General features: G+C 71.8%; 16 protein-coding genes and 1 pseudogene. 2 read left to right on the top strand and 15 right to left on the bottom strand.

The window, feature by feature from the left end:
• Positions 1–33: 33 nt before the first annotated feature.
• Entirely contained in the window at positions 34–1,263 is a 1,230-nt protein-coding gene (locus AQJ11_RS30795) for a DUF349 domain-containing protein (RefSeq protein ID WP_014671545.1), read from the top strand.
• Positions 1,264–1,348: 85 nt separating this feature from the next.
• Here the strand turns inward: AQJ11_RS30795 and AQJ11_RS30790 are convergent, their stop codons facing one another.
• From AQJ11_RS30790 to pgsA, 15 genes and pseudogenes are all read right to left on the bottom strand, one after another.
• Positions 1,349–3,895 carry a RelA/SpoT family protein gene (locus AQJ11_RS30790; protein WP_041665031.1) on the bottom strand — a complete coding sequence of 849 codons (2,547 nt, stop codon included), beginning with the start codon at positions 3,893–3,895 and terminating at the stop codon, positions 1,349–1,351.
• Between the two features lie 271 nt (positions 3,896–4,166).
• Positions 4,167–4,706, bottom strand: a complete 540-nt coding sequence (locus AQJ11_RS30785; RefSeq protein ID WP_059265356.1) for an adenine phosphoribosyltransferase — start codon at positions 4,704–4,706, stop codon at positions 4,167–4,169.
• The gene (gene secF / locus AQJ11_RS30780; RefSeq protein WP_059265355.1) at positions 4,703–5,806 is read right to left on the bottom strand and encodes a protein translocase subunit SecF; all 1,104 of its coding nucleotides are present in this window, start codon (positions 5,804–5,806) and stop codon (positions 4,703–4,705) included. The genes AQJ11_RS30785 and secF overlap by 4 nt, the downstream gene beginning before the upstream one ends.
• 3 nt (positions 5,807–5,809) lie before the next feature.
• Positions 5,810–7,612 (bottom strand): protein translocase subunit SecD, encoded by a 1,803-nt coding sequence (gene secD / locus AQJ11_RS30775; protein WP_208616654.1) that lies wholly within the window; start codon positions 7,610–7,612, stop codon positions 5,810–5,812.
• 142 nt (positions 7,613–7,754) lie between these two features.
• Positions 7,755–8,258 carry a preprotein translocase subunit YajC gene (gene yajC, locus AQJ11_RS30770; RefSeq protein ID WP_014671551.1) on the bottom strand — a complete coding sequence of 168 codons (504 nt, stop codon included), beginning with the start codon at positions 8,256–8,258 and terminating at the stop codon, positions 7,755–7,757.
• Positions 8,259–8,436: 178 nt separating this feature from the next.
• Positions 8,437–9,531, bottom strand: a complete 1,095-nt coding sequence (gene ruvB, locus AQJ11_RS30765; RefSeq protein ID WP_014671552.1) for a Holliday junction branch migration DNA helicase RuvB — start codon at positions 9,529–9,531, stop codon at positions 8,437–8,439.
• A 25-nt stretch (positions 9,532–9,556) separates the two neighbouring features.
• On the bottom strand, positions 9,557–10,162 hold the full coding sequence (gene ruvA, locus AQJ11_RS30760; RefSeq protein WP_014671553.1) for a Holliday junction branch migration protein RuvA: 606 nt from the start codon (positions 10,160–10,162) through the stop codon (positions 9,557–9,559).
• Complete coding sequence (ruvC, locus tag AQJ11_RS30755) at positions 10,159–10,698, bottom strand: crossover junction endodeoxyribonuclease RuvC (protein WP_014671554.1); 540 nt, start codon at positions 10,696–10,698, stop codon at positions 10,159–10,161. Before ruvC ends, ruvA begins: the two co-directional genes overlap by 4 nt.
• Before the next feature lie 124 nt (positions 10,699–10,822).
• A complete protein-coding gene (locus AQJ11_RS30750) occupies positions 10,823–11,575 on the bottom strand; it encodes a YebC/PmpR family DNA-binding transcriptional regulator (RefSeq protein ID WP_059265353.1) in 753 nt (250 codons plus the stop codon).
• Positions 11,576–11,640: 65 nt separating this feature from the next.
• Positions 11,641–12,240, bottom strand: coding sequence for a pyridoxal 5'-phosphate synthase glutaminase subunit PdxT (gene pdxT / locus AQJ11_RS30745; protein WP_059265352.1), 600 nt, complete (start codon positions 12,238–12,240; stop codon positions 11,641–11,643).
• 13 nt (positions 12,241–12,253) lie between these two features.
• On the bottom strand, positions 12,254–13,159 hold the full coding sequence (gene pdxS / locus AQJ11_RS30740) for a pyridoxal 5'-phosphate synthase lyase subunit PdxS (protein WP_014671557.1): 906 nt from the start codon (positions 13,157–13,159) through the stop codon (positions 12,254–12,256).
• A 115-nt stretch (positions 13,160–13,274) separates the two neighbouring features.
• Positions 13,275–13,817, bottom strand: coding sequence for a LemA family protein (locus AQJ11_RS30735; RefSeq protein ID WP_014671558.1), 543 nt, complete (start codon positions 13,815–13,817; stop codon positions 13,275–13,277).
• A 196-nt stretch (positions 13,818–14,013) separates the two neighbouring features.
• Positions 14,014–15,177, bottom strand: a complete 1,164-nt coding sequence (locus AQJ11_RS30730) for a glycosyltransferase family 4 protein (protein ID WP_059265351.1) — start codon at positions 15,175–15,177, stop codon at positions 14,014–14,016.
• Positions 15,174–16,082, bottom strand: coding sequence for a phosphatidylinositol mannoside acyltransferase (locus tag AQJ11_RS30725; RefSeq protein WP_059265350.1), 909 nt, complete (start codon positions 16,080–16,082; stop codon positions 15,174–15,176). The genes AQJ11_RS30730 and AQJ11_RS30725 overlap by 4 nt, the downstream gene beginning before the upstream one ends.
• Positions 16,079–16,799 (bottom strand): annotated as a pseudogene (gene pgsA / locus AQJ11_RS30720) (phosphatidylinositol phosphate synthase). Before pgsA ends, AQJ11_RS30725 begins: the two are co-directional and overlap by 4 nt.
• A gap of 254 nt (positions 16,800–17,053) precedes the next feature.
• Between pgsA and AQJ11_RS30715 the strand changes: the two are divergent.
• Positions 17,054–19,255 carry an elongation factor G-like protein EF-G2 gene (locus AQJ11_RS30715; protein WP_014671562.1) on the top strand — a complete coding sequence of 734 codons (2,202 nt, stop codon included), beginning with the start codon at positions 17,054–17,056 and terminating at the stop codon, positions 19,253–19,255.
• Positions 19,256–19,280: the final 25 nt, after the last annotated feature.

The raw sequence follows: 19,280 nt of genomic DNA, 5'->3' as shown, positions 1-19,280 counted from the left end.
GGCCCCTCGCAGGCATCATGTGGAGGAGGCGCTGTGAGCAGCGACCCGTGGGGCCGCGTCGACGAGACGGGGACCGTGTACGTGCGTACGGCCGACGGCGAGCAGGTCGTCGGTTCCTGGCAGGCCGGCTCCCCCGAGGAGGCGCTGGCCTACTTCGAGCGCAAGTACGAGGGCCTGGTTGTCGAGATCGGCCTCCTCGAAAAGCGAGTGCGGACCACCGACCTGTCGGCGAAGGACGCCCAGGCCGCCATCGACCACCTGCGCGAGCAGGTGGACGCGCACCACGCGGTCGGCGACCTGGACGCGCTGCGGGGACGGCTGGACAAGCTGGTCGCGACCGTCGAGGCGCGCCGCGAGGAGCGCAAGCAGCAGCGCGCCCGCCAGTCCGACGAGGCCCGCAAGGCCAAGGAGGACCTGGTCGTCGAGGCCGAGCAGCTGGCGCAGTCCGACCAGTGGCGGGCCGCCGGCGAGCGGCTGCGGGCGCTGGTGGACACGTGGAAGGGGCTGCCGCGCCTCGACCGCAAGTCCGACGACGAGCTGTGGCACCGCTTCTCGCACGCCCGGTCGGCGTTCTCCAAGCGCCGCAAGGCGCACTTCGCCCAGCTCGACGCGCAGCGCGAGGAGGCCCGCCGGACCAAGGAGCGGCTGGTCGCCGAGGCCGAGGCGCTGTCGGACTCGACGGACTGGGGTCCTACGGCCGCCCGGTACCGCGAGCTGATGGCGGAGTGGAAGGCCGCGGGCCGCGCCCAGCGCGAGCACGAGGACGACCTGTGGAACCGCTTCCGCGGCGCCCAGGACGTGTTCTTCGCCGCCCGCAGCTCGGTCTTCGCCGAGCGCGACGCGGAGCAGTCGGAGAACCTGAAGCTGAAGGAAGAGCTGGCCGAGGAGGCCGAGAAGCTCCTGCCGATCACCGATCTGAAGGCCGCGCGCGCCGCCTTCCGCTCGGTCAACGAGCGCTGGGAGGCCATCGGTCACGTCCCGCGGGACGCGCGGCCGAAGGTCGAGGGCCGGATGCACGCCGTCGAGCGGGCGATCCAGGAGGCCGAGGAGGCCGAGTGGCGCCGGACGAACCCGGAGGCACGCGCGCGTGCGGAGGGTCTGACCGGTCAGCTCCAGGCCGCCGTGGACAAGCTGAAGGCGCAGATCGAGCAGGCGCGCGCCCAGGGCAACAACGCCAGGGCCGACAAGCTGGAGAAGGAGCTGGAGGGCCGTCAGGCGCTCCTGGACCAGGCGCTGAAGGGCTTGCAGGAGTTCGGCGGCTAATCCCCCCGCCGCGCAGCGCAGAGGGCCCCGTACGAGCGTACGGGGCCCTTCCCTGTGCCGGGGGCTCACGGGAGCCGGAGCCGTCCTACGAGCGGCTGCGGCCCGATGTCACGCGGTAGACGTCGTACACGCCCTCCACGCCCCGGACGGCCTTCAGGACGTGGCCGAGGTGCTTCGGGTCGCCCATCTCGAAGGTGAAGCGGGAGGTGGCCACGCGGTCGCGGGACGTCTGGACGGCCGCCGACAGGATGTTGACGTGCTGGTCGGACAGGACCCGGGTGACGTCCGAGAGCAGCCGGGAGCGGTCCAGCGCCTCGACCTGGATGGCGACCAGGAAGACCGAGGACTGGGTGGGCGCCCACTCGACGTCCAGGATCCGCTCGGGCTCGCGGGACAGGGAGTCCACGTTGACGCAGTCGCTGCGGTGAACCGACACGCCGCTGCCGCGCGTGACGAAACCGATGATCGGGTCGCCGGGCACGGGCGTGCAGCAGCGGGCCAGCTTGACCCACACGTCCTCGACGCCCTTGACGACGACGCCCGGGTCGGCGCTGGAGCGGCGCTTGCGGCCCCGGGTGCGGGACGGCGGGACCGTCTCGTCGATCTCCTCGGTGGCGGCCTCCTCGCCGCCGAGGGCCTGGACGAGCTTCTGCACGATGTTCTGCGCGGAGACATGGCCCTCGCCGATCGCCGCGTACAGCGCGGAGATGTCCGAGTAGCGCATCTCGTGCGCCAGCGTGACCAGGGAGTCGCCGGTGAGGATCCGCTGGATCGGCAGGTTCTGCTTGCGCATGGCCCGCACGATGGCGTCCTTGCCGTGCTCGATCGCCTCGTCCCGGCGCTCCTTGGAGAACCAGGCACGGATCTTGTTGCGCGCCCGGGGCGACTTGACGAAGCCGAGCCAGTCCCGGGACGGGCCGGCGCCGGCCGCCTTGGAGGTGAAGACCTCCACCAGGTCGCCGTTGTCCAGGGTGGATTCGAGCGGTACGAGGCGGCCGTTGACCCGCGCCCCTATGGTGCGGTGGCCGACCTCGGTGTGGACGGCGTACGCGAAGTCCACCGGGGTGGCACCGGCCGGCAGCGCGATGACGTCGCCCTTGGGGGTGAAGACGAAGACCTCGTTGCGGGACAGGTCGAAGCGCAGGGACTCCAGGAACTCGCTGGGGTCCTCGGTCTCCTTCTGCCAGTCCAGGAGCTGCCGCAGCCACGCCATGTCGTTGATGGCGGCCGCGTCCTTGCCGGCCTTGCCGGCGGGCTTCGGCGCGTCGGTGCGGACCTTGGAGGCGCCCGCGACGGCCTCCTGCTTGTACTTCCAGTGCGCGGCGATGCCGTACTCGGCGCGGCGGTGCATGTCGAACGTGCGGATCTGGAGCTCGACCGGCTTGCCGTTGGGGCCGATGACCGTCGTGTGCAGCGACTGGTACATGTTGAACTTGGGCATCGCGATGTAGTCCTTGAACCGGCCGGGGACCGGGTTCCATCGCGCGTGCACCGTGCCGAGGGCGGCGTAGCAGTCGCGGACCGTGTCGACGAGGACGCGGATGCCCACCAGGTCGTAGATCTCGGCGAAGTCGCGGCCCCGCACGATCATCTTCTGGTAGACGCTGTAGTAGTGCTTGGGGCGGCCGGTGACGGTCGCCTTGATGCGGGCGGCACGCAGGTCGGCCTGGACCTCGTCGGTCACTATGGCCAGATATTCGTCACGCTTCGGTGCCCGCTCGGCCACCAGCCGTACGATCTCGTCGTACATCTTGGGGTAGAGGATCGCGAACGCGAGGTCCTCCAGCTCCCACTTGATGGTGTTCATGCCCAGGCGGTGGGCGAGCGGCGCGTAGATCTCCAGCGTCTCGCGCGCCTTCTTCTCCTGCTTCTCGCGCTTGAGGTAGCGCATGGTGCGCATGTTGTGCAGGCGGTCGGCGAGCTTGATGACCAGGACGCGCGGGTCCTTGGCCATGGCGACGACCATCTTGCGCACGGTCTCGGCCTGCGCGGCCTCGCCGAACTTGACCTTGTCCAGCTTGGTGACGCCGTCGACGAGCAGGGCCACGACGTCGCCGAAGTCGCGGCGCAGGTCCTCCAGGCCGTACTCGGTGTCCTCGACGGTGTCGTGCAGCAGCCCGGCCATCAGCGTGGCCGGGTCCATGCCCAGCTCGGCGAGGATGGTGGTGACCGCGAGCGGGTGCGTGATGTACGGGTCGCCGCTCTTGCGCTTCTGACCGCGGTGCCAGCGCTCGGCGACCTGGTAGGCGCGCTCGATCTGGCGCAGCGTGGAGTTCTCGATCTTGGGGTCATTGCTGCGCACTATCCGCAGCAGCGGCTCCAGGACCGGGTTGTACGGGTTCGCGCGCTGCACGCCGAGGCGGGCGAGGCGGGCCCGGACGCGGTTGGAGGACCCGGTGCGGGTGGGCGGCGTGGCCGGCTGGCGGACCACGGGCGGCTGCGCCGGTCGCTCGGGCGGGGCGGGCTTGGGGCGCGAGGACTCGGCGCTCTTCTCGACGGGCGCGGACTGGGCACGCTGGACCGTCCCGCGGGTGTCGTTCTTCACGTGGGAAGCGTTCGGCGCGGGTTTCGCCGCGGGGGCCGAGGCGGGCTCGGGCTTGGCGGCGGTCAGTGGCTGGGCCTCGTCTGGCAAGAGGACTCCTCGTGCGCGATCCGGGTCCCCCGGTCAGGCTCCGGACACCCCATGGTAGCGATCCTGCGCCCGGTCATCGCCTGGAGGCGGGTGTGAGGACCGTGTATCCGTGCAACGCGGGGGGCGGCCGGGGGATTCCGGGAGGTGTCCATGAGGGGGTCCGCGGGTGTGCGGCACGTGTCCGTACGGCGGCGTCCGCCGCGGTGCGCGCAGGGCCCGTACGACGACGGCCGCCCCGGTGTCCTCCGGGGCGGCCGTCGCGCTGTGGCGGTCAGACCTGGAGGAGGGCCGTCAGCGGGGCTCCGCCGAGGGCCGGCTCCAGGCGGGAGCGGCCCTCCAGGAAGCCCAGCTCCATCAGGACCGCGAGGCCGGAGACCTCGGCGCCCGCGCGGTGGATGAGCTGGATCGCGGCTTCGGCGGTGCCGCCGGTGGCCAGGACGTCGTCCACGATCAGGACGCGGTCGCCGGTGACCAGGTCCTCCGCGTGCACCTCGATCTCCGCCGAGCCGTACTCCAGGTCGTACGCCTGGCGCAGGGTGGCCCCCGGCAGCTTGCCCGCCTTGCGGACGGGGATGAAGCCGAGGCCGGCGCGGACGGCGACCGGGGCGCCGAGGATGAAGCCCCGGGCCTCCAGGCCGACGACCTTGGTCGCGCCGGTGTTGGCGGCGATCTCGGCCAGTTCGTCGGTGAGCGCGGTGAAGGCCGCCGGATCGGCCAGGAGCGGGGTGATGTCCTTGAACATCACCCCGGGCTCCGGGTAGTCGGCGACGTCACGGATGCGGCTGAGCAGCAGTTCCTGGATGTCGGTCATCGGCGCTTCCCGGAGGTCCGGCCGCGGCCCCGGCCGCGGGAGGCGGGCTGGTTGCGCGGGCCCACCACGGCGGGAGCGGCGTCGTCACCGGCGTCGGCGCGGGTCTCCGCGGCGAGGTCCCCCTCCGCGCCGGCCTGGGCGCGCTTGGCCAGGACCCGCTTGGTGAGGGCCTTCATCGCGGGCTCGCGCTCCTTGAGGTCGGCGACGAGCGGCGTGGCGATGAAGATCGACGAGTAGGCGCCGGCCGCGAGGCCGACGAACAGCGACAGGGAGATGTCGTTGAGCGTGCCCGCGCCGAGGAAGCCGCCGCCGATGAAGAGCAGACCGGCGACCGGCAGGAGGGCGACGACCGTGGTGTTGATGGAGCGGACCAGGGTGCCGTTGATCGACCGGTTGGCGATCTCGCTGTAGGTGAACCGGGTCTGCTTGGTGATGTCCCTCGTCTGCTCCTTGAGGCTGTCGAAGACGACGACCGTGTCGTAGAGCGAATAACCGAGGATGGTCAGCAGACCGATGACCGTGCCGGGCGTGACCTCGAAGCCGACCAGGGCGTAGATACCGGTCGTGATGGTGATGTCGTGGATCAGGGCGACGAGCGCCGCGACGGCCATGCGCCACTCGAAGGCGATCGCCAGGTAGATCACGACGAGCACCATGAAGATCGCCAGGCCCTCCCAGGCCTTGTTGGCGATCTGCTCGCCCCAGCTCGGGCCGACCAGGTCGGCGGCGAGCTTCTCGGGGTCGAGGTTCAGGTCCTTGGCCAGCTCCTGCTTGATCTTGTCGGACTGGCCGGTGTCGATGCCGGCGATCTGGATGCGCAGGCTGCCGTTGCCGAGCTTCTGCACGACCGCCTGGTGGCCGGAGGCCGTGTTGGCGTACTCCTCCGCCTGGGCCACCGACGTGCTCATCTTCGTGGGCGTCGTGAAGACCGCGCCGCCCTGGAACTCGATGCCCATGTTCAGGCCGCGCACCGCCAGGCCGACGATGGCCGTGATGGTGATCAGGATCGAGATGCCGTACCAGATCTTGCGCTTGCCGACGAAGTCGTAAGAGATCTCGCCGCGGTGCAGTCGAGCGCCGAGGTTGCCGAGTTTCGACATCGCTCACGCCTCCTTCGGGTCGACGGGGCCGGCGGCGGGACCGGCGGGACGGCGGGTGCGGCGCAGCGGTGGCTTGGCGCCGAGGCCCTTCGGGTCGAGTCCGGACCACTTGTGGCCGTTCGCGAAGAACTTGCGGCGGGCCAGGAGCGTCATCAGCGGCTTGGTGAAGAGGAAGACGACGACCACGTCGAGCAGCGTGGTGAGGCCCAGGGTGAAGGCGAAGCCCTGCACCTTGCCGACCGTGACGATGAACAGCACCGCGGCGGCGAGGAACGACACGAAGTCGGAGACCAGGATGGTGCGCCGGGCGCGCGGCCAGGCCCGCTCGACGGCGGGGCGCAGCGTGCGGCCCTCGCGGATCTCGTCCCGGATGCGTTCGAAGTACACGATGAACGAGTCCGCGGTGATGCCGATGGCGACGATGGCACCGCAGACGGCGGGCAGGTTCAGCGCGAAGCCGATGGCCGGGCCGAGCAGCGACATGATCACGTAGGTGAGGATCGCGGAGACCACCAGGGACGCCATCGCGACGATGGACAGGCCGCGGTAGTAGACCACCAGGTAGATCACGACGAGCGCGAGACCGATCGCGCCGGCGAGCAGACCGGCGTGCAGCTGCTCACCGCCGAGCGCGGCGGTGACGGTGGTGACGGACTGCTCCTGGAAGGACAGCGGCAGGGCGCCGTACGACAGCATGTTGGCGAGGCTCTGCGCCTCCTCCTGCTTGAAGCTGCCGGAGATCTCCGCCTGGCCGCCGGTGATGGCCGAGCTGACGTACGGGCTGGAGACGACCTCGCCGTCGAGGACGATGCCGAACTCGTTCTGCGGGGGCTGGTTCTTGGCCAGCTCGCCGGTGATGTCGGCGAACTTCTTGGCACCGCTGCCCGTGAAGGTCATCTGGACCTGCCAGCCGGCGGCGCCCTGGGTGTCGAAGACCGCCTGGGCCTTCTTCACCTCGGTGCCGTCCACGGCGGCGGGGCCGAGCAGGTACTTGTACCAGGCCTTGTCGATCTCGCCGCAGGCCACGGTGGACTCGCCGGGCTTGGCGTTCTTGCCGGCGTTGGCGCGGTCGGTGGCCTTGCTGCAGTCCAGGGCCGCGTACTGGGCCTGGAGCTTGGAGTCCGCGTTCGTGCCGCCGCTGGGGGTGGCCGAGGGGGTGGCCGACGGCTTGCCGCTGCCGGAGGAGGAAGCGCTCGGCGAGGGGGTGGAGTCGGCCTTCAGCGCGTCGGTGACGGCGCGGCCCTGGGAGGTCGCCGTGGCCGAGGGGGACGCGGAGCCGGTCGAGGAGCCGGACGAGGAGGCCTTCTGCGGCGAGGAGGCGCTGGAGGACGGGCTCGTGCTCGGCTTCGACGAGGAGCCGCCGCTGGGGGACGCGCTCGGCGAGGGGCTCTGCGCGGCGCCGCCGCTGGGCTCGCTGGCCAGAACCGGCCGGAAGTACAGCTTGGCGGTGGTGCCGACCTGCTCCTGGGCCTCCTTGGAGTTGGTGCCCTTGGGGATGTTGACGATGATGTTGTCGGTCCCCTGGGTCTGCACCTCCGCCTCGGAGACGCCGAGGCCGTTGACACGGCGGTTCATGATGTCGACCGCGGTGTCCATGTTGGCCTTGTTGATCGCGGACCCCTGGTCGGCCTTCGCCTTGAGCGTGATGCTCGTGCCACCGGCGAGGTCGATACCGAGACGCGGAGTGGTGTGCCCGGAGAGGAACATCCCCCCGGTGAGCGCCACGATGGCGATCAGGATGAGGGCCAGCGAGCGCCCTGGCTTGCTCTGGGCGCTCGCGCTTCGGCCCCTCTTAGGTGCTGCCACCTTCTCGTACTCCCTCTCGGGCCGCCCCGCGCCCCGTCGGCGCGGTCGGCCATGACATGGTGTCGGGCTCCCGTGCGGGAAACAGACGCGCCCGGGATGCGCGGGGCGCCATCATGCCGCCGTCGCGCCTCCCGGGGCGTGACTACTTCGCGTCGGAGTCGCCGTCGGACTTCTTCGGCTCGTCCTCCGCCTTGGCGTCGGCGGCACCGGCCGCGTCGACGTCCTCGGCGGCGTCCTTCTTACCGAGGTCGATCTTGTCGTCGGAGGCGGCGGCAGCGGCGGCAGACCCGTCGGTCTCGTCGGTCTCGGTGAGGGAGGAGGCGTCGTCCGGGACGAGGCCGGCGTCGGACTTGAGGTCGTGCTCGATGCCGTGGACGATGCGGTTGTACTCGTCGTCGGTGAGGACGGCGCCGATGGCGTTCTTGGCGAAGAGGAGCTCGACGCCCGGTCCGGCGTCGAGGAGGACGGTGTCCTCGTTGACCTCCTTGACCGTCGCGTACATACCCCCGATCGTGCGGACACCGGAGCCGGGCTGCATCTCGTTCCGCATCTGGGCGGCCTGCTGCTGCTTCTTCTTGGCCGAACGCGTCATCAGGAACATCGCCGCGATGAGCACGATGAACGGGAGAAGGGTATAGGCATTCACGGGACGGAATTTCCTTCGCGCGACCGCGCGGGTGAGCGGCCAGTTGGATGGGGGTGTGGTCGGCGCCGCCCACAAGGGCGGCATCGGCGGAGTCTAAGCGAGTCCGCTCGCATGGAACAACGCTCAGCATGGCACCTGGGTTCCTGCCCGCACCATTGCCCTCGCCGGGCGGTGACCATCACGCCCCGAACAGGTCCTGTTGTCCGTTTCCCGCACCGGACGGGCGCGGTGGGGTGAGGCCGAGATGCGACCATGCCGCCGGCGTGGCGACCCGGCCGCGGGGGGTGCGGGCGAGCAGGCCCTCGCGGACCAGGAACGGTTCGGCGACCTCCTCGACGGTCTCCCGCTCCTCCCCCACCGCGACGGCGAGGGTCGACAGGCCGACCGGCCCGCCGCCGAACAGCTTCAGCAGGGCCTGGAGGACCGCGCGGTCGAGCCGGTCGAGGCCGCGCGCGTCCACCTCGTACACGGCGAGGGCGGCGGCCGCGATGTCCCGGGTGATCAGCCCGTCGGCCTTGACCTGCGCGTAGTCGCGGACCCGGCGCAGCAGGCGGTTGGCGATGCGGGGCGTGCCCCGGGAGCGGCCGGCGATCTCGGCGGCGCCGTCCGGCTCGATCTCGACGTCCAGCAGGGTCGCCGAGCGGTGCACGACGCGCTCCAGCTCGTGCGGTTCGTAGAACTCCATGTGCGCGGTGAAGCCGAAGCGGTCGCGCAGCGGCGGCGGCAGCAGGCCCGCGCGCGTGGTGGCGCCGACCAGGGTGAACGGCGGCAGCTCCAGCGGGATCGCGGTGGCGCCGGGGCCCTTGCCGACGATGACGTCGACGCGGAAGTCCTCCATGGCCATGTACAGCATCTCCTCGGCGGGCCGGGACATGCGGTGGATCTCGTCCAGGAAGAGGACCTCGCCCTCCTGGAGGGAGGAGAGGATCGCGGCGAGGTCGCCGGCGTGCTGGATGGCGGGGCCGGAGGTGATGCGGATCGGGGCGCCCATCTCCGCGGCGATGATCATCGACAGGGTGGTCTTGCCGAGGCCCGGCGCGCCGGAGAGCAGCACGTGGTCGGCGGTGGCGCCGCGCGCGCGTGCGGCGCGCAGGACGAGGTCGAGCTGTTCGCGGACCTTCTCCTGGCCGATGAACTCGCCGAGGTCCTTGGGGCGCAGGGCGGCCTCGACGGCCTGGTCCTCCCGGTCGGCGACAGAGCCCACCAGCCGCTCCTCGGCGGGCCCGACGAACCGCTCCTCGGCGGCGCCGTCGGTCGTGTCGTCCCAGTTCACGAAGTTCTCCTAGCGGTGGCGCAGGTCAGCGGGCGCGGTTCAGGGTCTGCAGGGCGGCCTTGAGCAACTGCCCGACCTGGGGCGTGCCGCCGGCGGCCTCGGCCTGCGGGGCGACGGCGGCGACCGCCTCGTCGGCCTCGCGGGTGGCGTAGCCCAGGCCGATCAGGGCCGCGTGCAGCTGGTCGCGCCAGCCCTGGCTGACGGGTGTGCCGACGGCGGGGGCGCCGACGGGCGCGCCGAGCCGGTCCTTCAGCTCCAGCAGCAGCTTCTGGGCGCCCTTCTTGCCGATGCCGGGGACGGCGGTCAGGGCCTTCTCGTCACCGGTGGCGACCGCGCGGCGCAGCGCGTCCGGGGTGTGCACGGCGAGCATCGCCTGGGCCAGGCGCGGGCCGACGCCGCTCGCGGTCTGGAGCAGTTCGAAGACCTGGCGCTCGTCGTCGTCGGCGAAGCCGTACAGGGTGAGCGAGTCCTCGCGGACGACGAGGGAGGTGTGCAGCCTGGCCGGCCGGCCGATCCGCAGGGTCGACAGCGTGTTCGGGGTGCACTGGACGGCCATGCCGACGCCGCCGACCTCGACGACCGCGGCGTCGGGGGCGAGCGCGGCGACCGTGCCGCTGACGAAGGCGATCATGCCGTACGGCCTTTCGTTGCGTGAACTGCGTGCCGGGCGACGGCCTGCTGGAGCCGGTTCTGGGCGGGGGCCCGCCAGATGTGGCAGATGGCGAGCGCGAGGGCGTCGGCGGCGTCGGCCGGCCTGGGCGGCGCGGCGAGCCGGAGCAGCCGGGTCACCATGGCTCCGACCTGTGCCTTGTCGGCGCGCCCGGTGCCGGTGACGGCGGCCTTGACCTCGCTGGGGGTGTGCAGGGCGACGGGGATGCCGCGCCGGGCGGCGCACAGCATGGCGACGGCGCTGGCCTGGGCGGTGCCCATGACCGTGCGCACGTTGTGCTGGCTGAAGACGCGCTCCACGGCGACGAACTCGGGGCGGTGCTCGTCCATCCACTGCTCGATGCCCTGCTCCACGGCGAGCAGCCGGTGGCTGAGGTCGGCGTCCACGGGGGTCCGGACGACCCCGACGCCGATCATGGTGAGCGGACGGCCCGCGACCCCCTCGACGACACCGACCCCGCACCGGGTCAGCCCGGGGTCCACCCCCAGTACGCGCACGCGCGCCCTCCCTCCGATCACCCCGTCGCTTGTTCGTGCAGGCTATCGGGTGCCACTGACAACGCCGTACAACGCGACGGGCCGACGGGGGTGTCCCGTCGGCCCGGTCAGCCAGCTGTGGGCGTTACGCGTCGACCTTCTCCATGATCTCGTCGCTCACGTCGAAGTTGGCGAAGACGTTCTGCACGTCGTCGCTGTCCTCCAGCGCGTCGATCAGCTTGAAGATCTTCTTCGCGCCCTCCTCGTCCAGTTCGACCTGCATGGTCGGGACGAAGTTGGCCTCGGCGGAGTCGTAGTCGATGCCGGCCTCCTGGAGGGCGGTGCGGACCGCGACCAGGTCGGTGGCCTCGCTGATGACCTCGAAGGTCTCGCCGAGGTCGTTGACCTCCTCGGCGCCCGCGTCCAGGACGGCCATGAGGACCTCGTCCTCGGTCAGCCCGCCCTTGGGGACGATGACGACGCCCTTGCGGTTGAACAGGTACGACACCGAGCCCGGGTCGGCCATGGAGCCGCCGTTGCGGGTCATGGCGACGCGGACCTCGGAGGCGGCGCGGTTGCGGTTGTCGGTGAGGCACTCGATGAGCACCGCGACGCCGTTCGGGCCGTAGCCCTCGTACATGATCGTCTCGTAGTCGGCGCCGCCGGCCTCCAGGCCCGCGCCGCGCTTGACCGCGGAGTCGATGTTCTTGTTGGGGACCGACGACTTCTTCGCCTTCTGGATGGCGTCGTACAGCGTCGGGTTGCCCTCGGGGTCCGCGCCGCCCATCCGCGCCGCGACCTCGATGTTCTTGATGAGCTTCGCGAAGAGCTTGCCGCGCTTGGCGTCGATCACGGCCTTCTTGTGCTTCGTCGTGGCCCATTTAGAGTGGCCGGACATCTGCCTGTCTCCTTCGCGTAACCCATCCAGATACGAACGCCAGAGATCCTACAAGGACTCTCGTCCTACTCCGGTGTCCGGTGCGCGCGCACCAGGTCGACGAACAGGGAGTGCACGCGGTGGTCGCCCGTCAGTTCCGGGTGGAACGACGTGGCGAGCGCGCTGCCCTGGCGTACGGCGACGATGTGGCCGTCGTGCTCGGCGAGCACCTCGGCCCCGGCGCCCACGGACTCCACCCACGGGGCGCGGATGAAGACGCCCTCCACAGGATCGCCCGGGATGCCCTTGACGTCGACCGCGGCCTCGAACGACTCGTTCTGCCGTCCGAAGGCGTTGCGGCGCACGATCATGTCGATGCCGCCGACGGTCTCCTGGCCCGAGCGCGGGTCGAGGATCTTGTCGGCGAGCATGATCATGCCCGCGCAGGTGCCGTAGACCGGCATGCCGGCGCGCACGCGCGCGCGGAGGGGCTCCATCACGCCGAACAGGACGGCCAGCTTGGAGATGGTGGTGGACTCGCCGCCGGGCAGGACGAGGCCGTCGACCTCGGCGAGTTCCTCGGGGCGCCGCACCGGCCTGGCCACGGCGTCCGCCGCGGCCAGGGCGATGAGGTGCTCCCGTACGTCGCCCTGGAGGGCCAGGACGCCTATGACGGGGGTGTTCATGGGTTCCAGTGCCTTACCAGCCGCGGTTCGCGTAGCGCTCGGTCTCGGGGAGGGTGTCGCAGTTGATGCCGACCATGGCCTCGCCGAGGTTGCGGGAGGCGTCCGCGATGATCTTCGGGTCGTCGTAGAAGGTGGTGGCCTTGACGATGGCCGCGGCGCGCTTGGCCGGGTCGCCGGACTTGAAGATGCCGGAGCCGACGAAGACGCCCTCGGCGCCGAGCTGACGCATCAGGGCGGCGTCGGCCGGGGTGGCCACGCCACCGGCGGAGAACAGCACCACCGGGAGCTTGCCCAGCTCGGCGACCTCCTTGACCAGCTCGTACGGGGCGCGCAGCTCCTTGGCGGCGGCGTACAGCTCGTGGTTGTCGAAGCCGCGCAGGCGGGCGATCTCGTTCTTGATCTGGCGCAGGTGGCGGACGGCCTCGACGACGTTGCCGGTGCCGGCCTCGCCCTTGGAGCGGATCATCGCGGCACCCTCGGCGATGCGGCGCAGGGCCTCGCCCAGGTTGGTGGCGCCGCAGACGAAGGGGGTGGTGAAGGCCCACTTGTCGGAGTGGTTGACCTCGTCGGCCGGGGTGAGCACCTCGGACTCGTCGATGTAGTCGACGCCGAGGGACTGGAGCACCTGGGCCTCGACGAAGTGGCCGATGCGGGACTTGGCCATGACCGGGATCGAGACGGCGTCGATGATGCCCTCGATCATGTCCGGGTCGGACATGCGGGCCACTCCGCCGTCCTTGCGGATGTCGGCCGGGACCCGCTCCAGGGCCATGACGGCGACGGCGCCCGCGTCCTCGGCGATCTTCGCCTGCTCCGGCGTGACGACGTCCATGATCACGCCGCCCTTGAGCTGCTCGGCCATGCCGCGCTTCACGCGGGCGGTGCCGGTCTCGGGAGCCTGGTTCTCGATGGTGGACACGGGTGACCTCACTGAAGGGGAAGAGGGTTTTCTGCACCGACGAGGAAACGTGAGTGGACCAGGCCACAGCAAGGGCCAATGACAAGCCGGTGGATCCTTTTGGTCCGCCCGTCGGTCAGGCGGCCCTCTCGACCAGGGCCGCGGGCGGCTCGTCGTCCATCTCGAAGGCCAGCGGGAAGGGGGCGTGGCCGGCCAGCCGGAACCAGCGGACCTTGCGGTGCTCACGGAGTCTGCGCGCGGCCCCCACGGCGTCGTTGTGGAAGCGGCGGGCCATGGGCACCCTGCGGACGGCCTCGGCCAGCTCACGGGCCGCCTCCTCGCCGCCGGGGGCCTCCCGTACGGCCTCCACCTGCGCCGGGTCCTCGAAGACCGCGCGCAGCGCCTGGCTCAGCTCGCTCTCGGCGACCTCCCGCTGCTCCTCCTCCGCCTGCCGGGCGGCGTGCGCGGCCTCGTAGAGCACGATGGAGGCGGCCGGGTCCAGCACGCCCGAGGTCGCCAGTTCCTGCGCCACGGAGGCCCGCCGCAGCAACTGGGCGTCGAGCGCGGCCCGGGCGGCGTCCATCCGCACGTGCAGCCGGTCCAGCCGCCCGGCCGTCCAGCTGAGGTACACGCCGACGGCGAGGAGCGCGACGAGGATCCAGATGAGGGTTGCGGTCACGCCGGAAGGCTATCGGCTGCGCGGACCGCCCCTGAGAGCCAGTACCACCCCACCGGGCACGGCCTCGCACCGGCTCGGGCAGGCCGCGCACGGCTCCGGGCAAGCCGGTACGGCCCCGCGCCACGTCAGTCCGAGCCCGGCCCGAACCGCGCCCCCGCTGCCGCCCTGGGCCGGCCGGAACCGCGGGACCCCCGGCTCAGTCCCGCGCCAGCCCGAAGCGGGCCCTCAGGCCCGTCGTCCGTTCGTCCGCGGCCACCGCCGCCGCACCCGCCGTCACCGTCTCGTAGACGGACAGGATGTCCGCGCCGACCGTGGACCAGTCGAACCGCCGTACGTGGGCGCTGCCGCGCTCGCGCAGTTCGGTCCGGCGGACCGGGTCCGCCAGCAGCCGTACGGCCGCCTCGGCCAGCGCGTCGGCGTCCTCGTTGGTGAAGACCTCGCCGGCCTCGCCCTGGTCGAGGACCTGCACGAACGCGTCCAGGTCGGAGGCGAGCACGGGGGCGCCCGCGGACATCGCCTCGACCAGGATGATGCCGAAGCTCTCGCCGCCGGTGTTGGGGGCGACGTACAGGTCGACGCTGCGCAGCAGCCGCGCCTTGTCCTCGTCGCTGATCATGCCGAGGAACTCGACGCGGGAGCGCAGTTCCTTCGGCAGGTCCTCGACGGCCGCTTCCTCGTCGCCGCGGCCGGCGACCAGCAGCCGGGTGCCGGGGCGGGCGGCGAGGATGCGCGGGAGCGCCCGCATCAGGACCGGCAGGCCCTTGCGGGGTTCGTCGATGCGGCCGATGAAGCCGATGGTGTCGCCCTGCCACTCCGGCTTGGGCTCGGCCCGCGCGAAGAAGTCCACGTCGACGCCGTTGGGGATGACCACCGCGTCCCCGCCGAGGTGCTCGACCAGGGTGCGGCGGGCGTACTCGCTGACCGCGATCCGCGCGCTGATCTTCTCCAGCGCGGCCTGGAGGATCGCGTACGCGGCGATCATGGCGCGCGAGCGCGGGTTGGAGGTGTGGAAGGTGGCCACGATCGGGCCGGACGCCGCCCAGCAGGTCAGCAGGCCGAGCGAGGGCGAGGTCGGCTCGTGGATGTGCACCACGTCGAAGGCGCCCTCGTGCAGCCAGCGCCGTACCCGCGCGGCCGACAGGAAGCCGAAGTTCAGCCGGGCCACCGAGCCGTTGTACGGCACCGGGACCGCGCGGCCGGCCGAGACGACGTACGGCGGCAGCGGGGTGTCGTCGTCGGCCGGGGCGAGGACGGACACCTCGTGGCCGAGCCGGAGGAAGTACTCGGCGAGGTCGCGGATGTGGAACTGGACGCCACCGGGCACGTCCCAGGAGTACGGGCAGACGATCCCGATTCTCACGCGGGTCCCTTCGCGGGGTCGAGGTCGGCGAGCCACAGCCGCTGGAGCATGTGCCAGTCCTCCGGGTGGTCGGCGATCCCGGTGGCGAAGGCGTCGGCCAGCGCCTGTGTCATGACAGACGTCTTCTCGGCCCGGGTGCCTGACCCGGGGACCTCGATCGCCGGATGCACCCGGCCCCGCATGACGGGCGAGTCGTCATACCAGAGGGTGACGGGGAGCAGCAGCGCGCCGGTGTGCTGGGCCAGCAGGGCGGGTCCGGCCGGCATCCGGGCCGTCTCGCCGAAGAAGTCGACCTCGACGCCGGAGGCGGACAGGTCGCGGTCGGCCACCAGGCAGACCAGGCCGCCGTCGCGCAGCCTGCGGGCCAGGGTGCCGAAGGCGGAGCCGCCGCTGTGCGGCAGGACCTCCATGCCGAGGCCCTCGCGGTAGGCGACGAACCGGTCGTACAGCGTCTCGGGCTTCAGCCGCTCGGCGACCGTCGTGAACGGCGTCCTCAGCTCCGTGGTGACCCAGGCGCCGGCCAGGTCCCAGTTGGCCAGGTGGGGCAGGGCGAGTATCACGCCCCGGCCGGCGGCGAGGCCGTCGGTCAGGTGGTGCACGTCCTTGGGGTCGAAGCCCGTCCGCACGCGCTCGGCGCTCCAGGCCGGCAGCCGGAAGGACTCCATCCAGTAGCGCAGGTAGGAGCGCATGCCCGCGCGGGACAGCTCGGCCAGCCGCTCCGCCGTGGCGCCCGGCACCACGCGCGCGTAGTTGGCCTCCAGCCGCTGGACGCCCTTGCCGCGCTGCTTCCAGGCGAGGTCGGCGATGGTCCGGCCGAGGCGCACGGCGACCGGTTCCGGGAGCTTCTTGACGGTGCTCCAGCCGAGCCCGTAGAGCGTGTCGGTGAGCCGGTCGGCGGCGCTCACTGCGTCGCCTCGCTGGTGTTCTGCCGGGCCGCCGCCTCCGCCTCGGCGGACTCGCGGCGGACGGTGACGACCCGCTGGATCAGCGTGACCAGGCTGCCGACGGCGACGATCCACAGGGCGATGGGCAGCAGCCACTGGATGCCCGGCACGCCGAACTTGTGCAGGCCCGCGAAACCGGCCGCGACCAGCGAGATCACCAGCCGCTCGGCACGCTCGACGAGCCCGTTGACGGCGACCGGCAGCCCGATCGACTCGCCGCGCGCCTTGGTGTACGACACCACCTGGCCGCTCGCGAGGCAGAAGATCGACACGGCGCACAGCACGTTGTCGTTCCCGTTGCCCGCGTACCAGAGCGCGAAGCCGCCGAAGATCGCCCCGTCGGCGACCCGGTCCAGGGTGGAGTCCAGGAAGGCGCCCCAGCGGCTGGAGCGGCCCAGCTGGCGGGCCATGTTGCCGTCGACCAGGTCGGAGAAGACGAAGAGAGTGATCACGACCGTGCCCCAGAAGAACTCGCCCCTGGGGTAGAAGACCAGCGCCCCCGCGACCACCCCGGCCGTGCCGAGGAGCGTGACCGTGTCGGGGCTCACGCCCCGTCGGATGAGAAACGCGGCGAACGGTGTGAGGACACGCGTGAAAAATGCACGCGCGTACTTGTTCAGCATGGCCTTCCCGACGGTCGGTGTCGCCGCGGCCCGTGGTGGCCGCCGGCTGGCCCATCGTAGCCACGCGCGCGTGTGCGTGACGGGCGGGCACCCACAGCCGCGCCGGGAACCGGCGCGTGCCCTCGCGCGCGGGGCGCGCGTGACGCGACCGGTGCCGCGTGCGCACCCTGCGCATCCGTCGCGGTCCTTCGTATGGACGCGGCGTGACGGGAGTGGAAAGCTCGAATAACCGCGGGCGTCGCCGGAGCCGCCGCACACGCGGATCCCGCGTGTCCGCGCCCACCCTCACCGTGCACGGGAGGCAGGATCATGGGCGACAAGGCACAGACACACCACTCCGGGGCCGCCGGCAGGGCTCTGGCGGCCGACCGACCCGCGTCCGTACGGAACGTGGTGCTGGTCGGCCACTCCGGCTCGGGAAAGACGACCCTCGTGGAGGCCCTCGCGCTCACCGCGGGGGCGGTGAACCGGGCGGGGCGCGTCGAGGACGGCGGCACCGTCTCCGACCACGACGACATCGAGCACCGGCAGCAGCGCTCGGTACAGCTCTCCCTGGTGCCCGTCGAATGGGACGGCATCAAGGTCAATCTGCTGGACACCCCGGGCTACGCCGACTTCGTCGGTGAACTGAGGGCCGGTCTGCGGGCGGCGGACGCGGCCCTGTTCGTCGTCTCGGCCTCCGACGGCGTGGACGGCTCGACCAGGATGGTGTGGGAGGAGTGCGCGGCGGTCGGCATGCCCCGCGCGATCGTGATCACGCACCTGGAGGCCGCGCGCGCGGACTTCGAGGAGATGACGCGCACCTGCGCGGAGGCCTTCGGCGGTGACGACCCCGACGCCGTCCTGCCCCTGTACCTGCCGCTGCGCGGCCCCGAGGGCCCCGACGGGCACGCACCCGTGACCGGGCTCGTCGGACTGCTGTCGCAGAAGCTGTTCGACTACTCGACCGGGGAGCGCAAGGAGTCCGAGCCCGGCGAGGACCAGCTTCCGGGCATCGAGGAGGCCCGCAACCGGCTCATCGAGGGGATCATCGCGGAGAGCGAGGACGAGACCCTCATGGACCGCTATCTGGGCGGCGAGCAGGTCGAGGTCAAGACGCTGATCGAGGACCTGGAGCGGGCCGTGGCACGCGGTGCGTTCTTCCCCGTGCTGGCCGCCGCCCCCGCCGCCGAGGGCGCCAGGCAGGGCCTCGGCACGGTCGAGCTGCTGGAGCTGGTCACGCGCGGCTTCCCGACCCCGTTCGAGCACCCGCTGCCCGGGGTGACCACCATCGACGGCGAGCCGCGCGAGCTGAAGCCGTGCGACACGGACGGCCCGCTGGTCGCCGAGGTCGTCAAGACCTCCTCCGACCCGTACGTCGGCCGGATCTCGCTGGTCCGCGTCTTCTCCGGCACCCTGCGCCCGGACCAGACCGTGCACGTCTCCGGGCACGGCCTCGCCGACCGCGGGCACGAGGACCACGACGTGGACGAGAAGGTCGGCGCCCTGTCCATGCCGTTCGGCAAACAGCAGCGCCCGGTCACCCACGCCGTCGCCGGCGACCTGGTCTGCGTGGCCAAGCTCAGCCGCGCCGAGACCGGCGACACCCTCTCCGCCAAGGACGACCCGCTCCTGATGGAGCCCTGGCAGATGCCCGACCCGCTGCTGCCGCTCGCCATCCACGCGCACAGCAAGGCCGACGAGGACAAGCTCTCCCAGGGGTTGTCCCGGCTGGTCGCCGAGGACCCGACCATGCGCCTGGAACAGAACCAGGACACCCACCAGGTCGTGCTGTGGTGTCTGGGCGAGGCCCACGCCGACGTCGCCCTGGAGCGGCTGCGCAGCCGCTACGGCGTCCAGGTCGACGTCGTCGCGCACCGGGTCTCCCTCCGGGAGACGTTCGCGACCCGGGCCGCCGGGCGCGGCCGGCACGTCAAGCAGTCCGGCGGCCACGGCCAGTACGCCATCTGCGAGATCGAGGTCGAACCGCTGCCGGGCGGCTCGGGCATCGAGTTCGTGGACAAGGTGGTCGGCGGCGCGGTGCCGCGCCAGTTCATCCCCTCCGTCGAGAAGGGCGTGCGCGCCCAGGCCGCCAAGGGCGTCGCCGCCGGCTACCCCCTGGTCGACGTGCGGGTCACGCTGGTGGACGGCAAGGCCCACTCGGTGGACTCCTCCGACGCCGCCTTCCAGACGGCGGGCGCGCTCGCGCTGCGCGAGGCCGCGGCGGACGCGAAGATCCATCTGCTGGAGCCGGTCGCCGAGGTGACCGTCCTGGTCGGCGACGACTACGTGGGCGCCGTGATGAGCGACCTCTCCAGCCGTCGCGGCCGGCTGCTCGGCACCGAACAGGTGGGCACGGGACGGACGTTGATCCGCGCCGAGGTGCCCGAGTTCGAGATCGGGCGGTACGCCGTCGACCTGCGCTCGCTCTCACACGGCACGGCCCGCTTCGACCGGAGTTACGCCCGGCACGAGCCGATGCCGCCGCAGATCGCCGAACGCATCCGCGAACAGGCCGGGGACGAGGCGTAGTACACCGGCGCACGACCGGCGCACG

Source organism: Streptomyces corchorusii (assembly GCF_001514055.1).
Lineage (GTDB): Bacteria > Actinomycetota > Actinomycetes > Streptomycetales > Streptomycetaceae > Streptomyces > Streptomyces olivaceoviridis.
The sequence above is the reverse complement of the archived record's forward strand: the minus strand, read 5'-3'. Positions and strand labels throughout refer to the sequence as shown.

Coding starts and splice junctions, on each gene's coding strand:
- ruvA (WP_014671553.1), bottom strand. CDS start 10,162: ATGATCGCCTTCGTCAGCGGCACGGTCGCCGCGCTCGCCCCCGACGCC.
- AQJ11_RS30785 (WP_059265356.1), bottom strand. CDS start 4,706: ATGACCGACATCCAGGAACTGCTGCTCAGCCGCATCCGTGACGTCGCC.
- AQJ11_RS30750 (WP_059265353.1), bottom strand. CDS start 11,575: ATGTCCGGCCACTCTAAATGGGCCACGACGAAGCACAAGAAGGCCGTG.
- AQJ11_RS30715 (WP_014671562.1), top strand. CDS start 17,054: ATGGGCGACAAGGCACAGACACACCACTCCGGGGCCGCCGGCAGGGCT.
- secF (WP_059265355.1), bottom strand. CDS start 5,806: ATGTCGAAACTCGGCAACCTCGGCGCTCGACTGCACCGCGGCGAGATC.
- pdxT (WP_059265352.1), bottom strand. CDS start 12,240: ATGAACACCCCCGTCATAGGCGTCCTGGCCCTCCAGGGCGACGTACGG.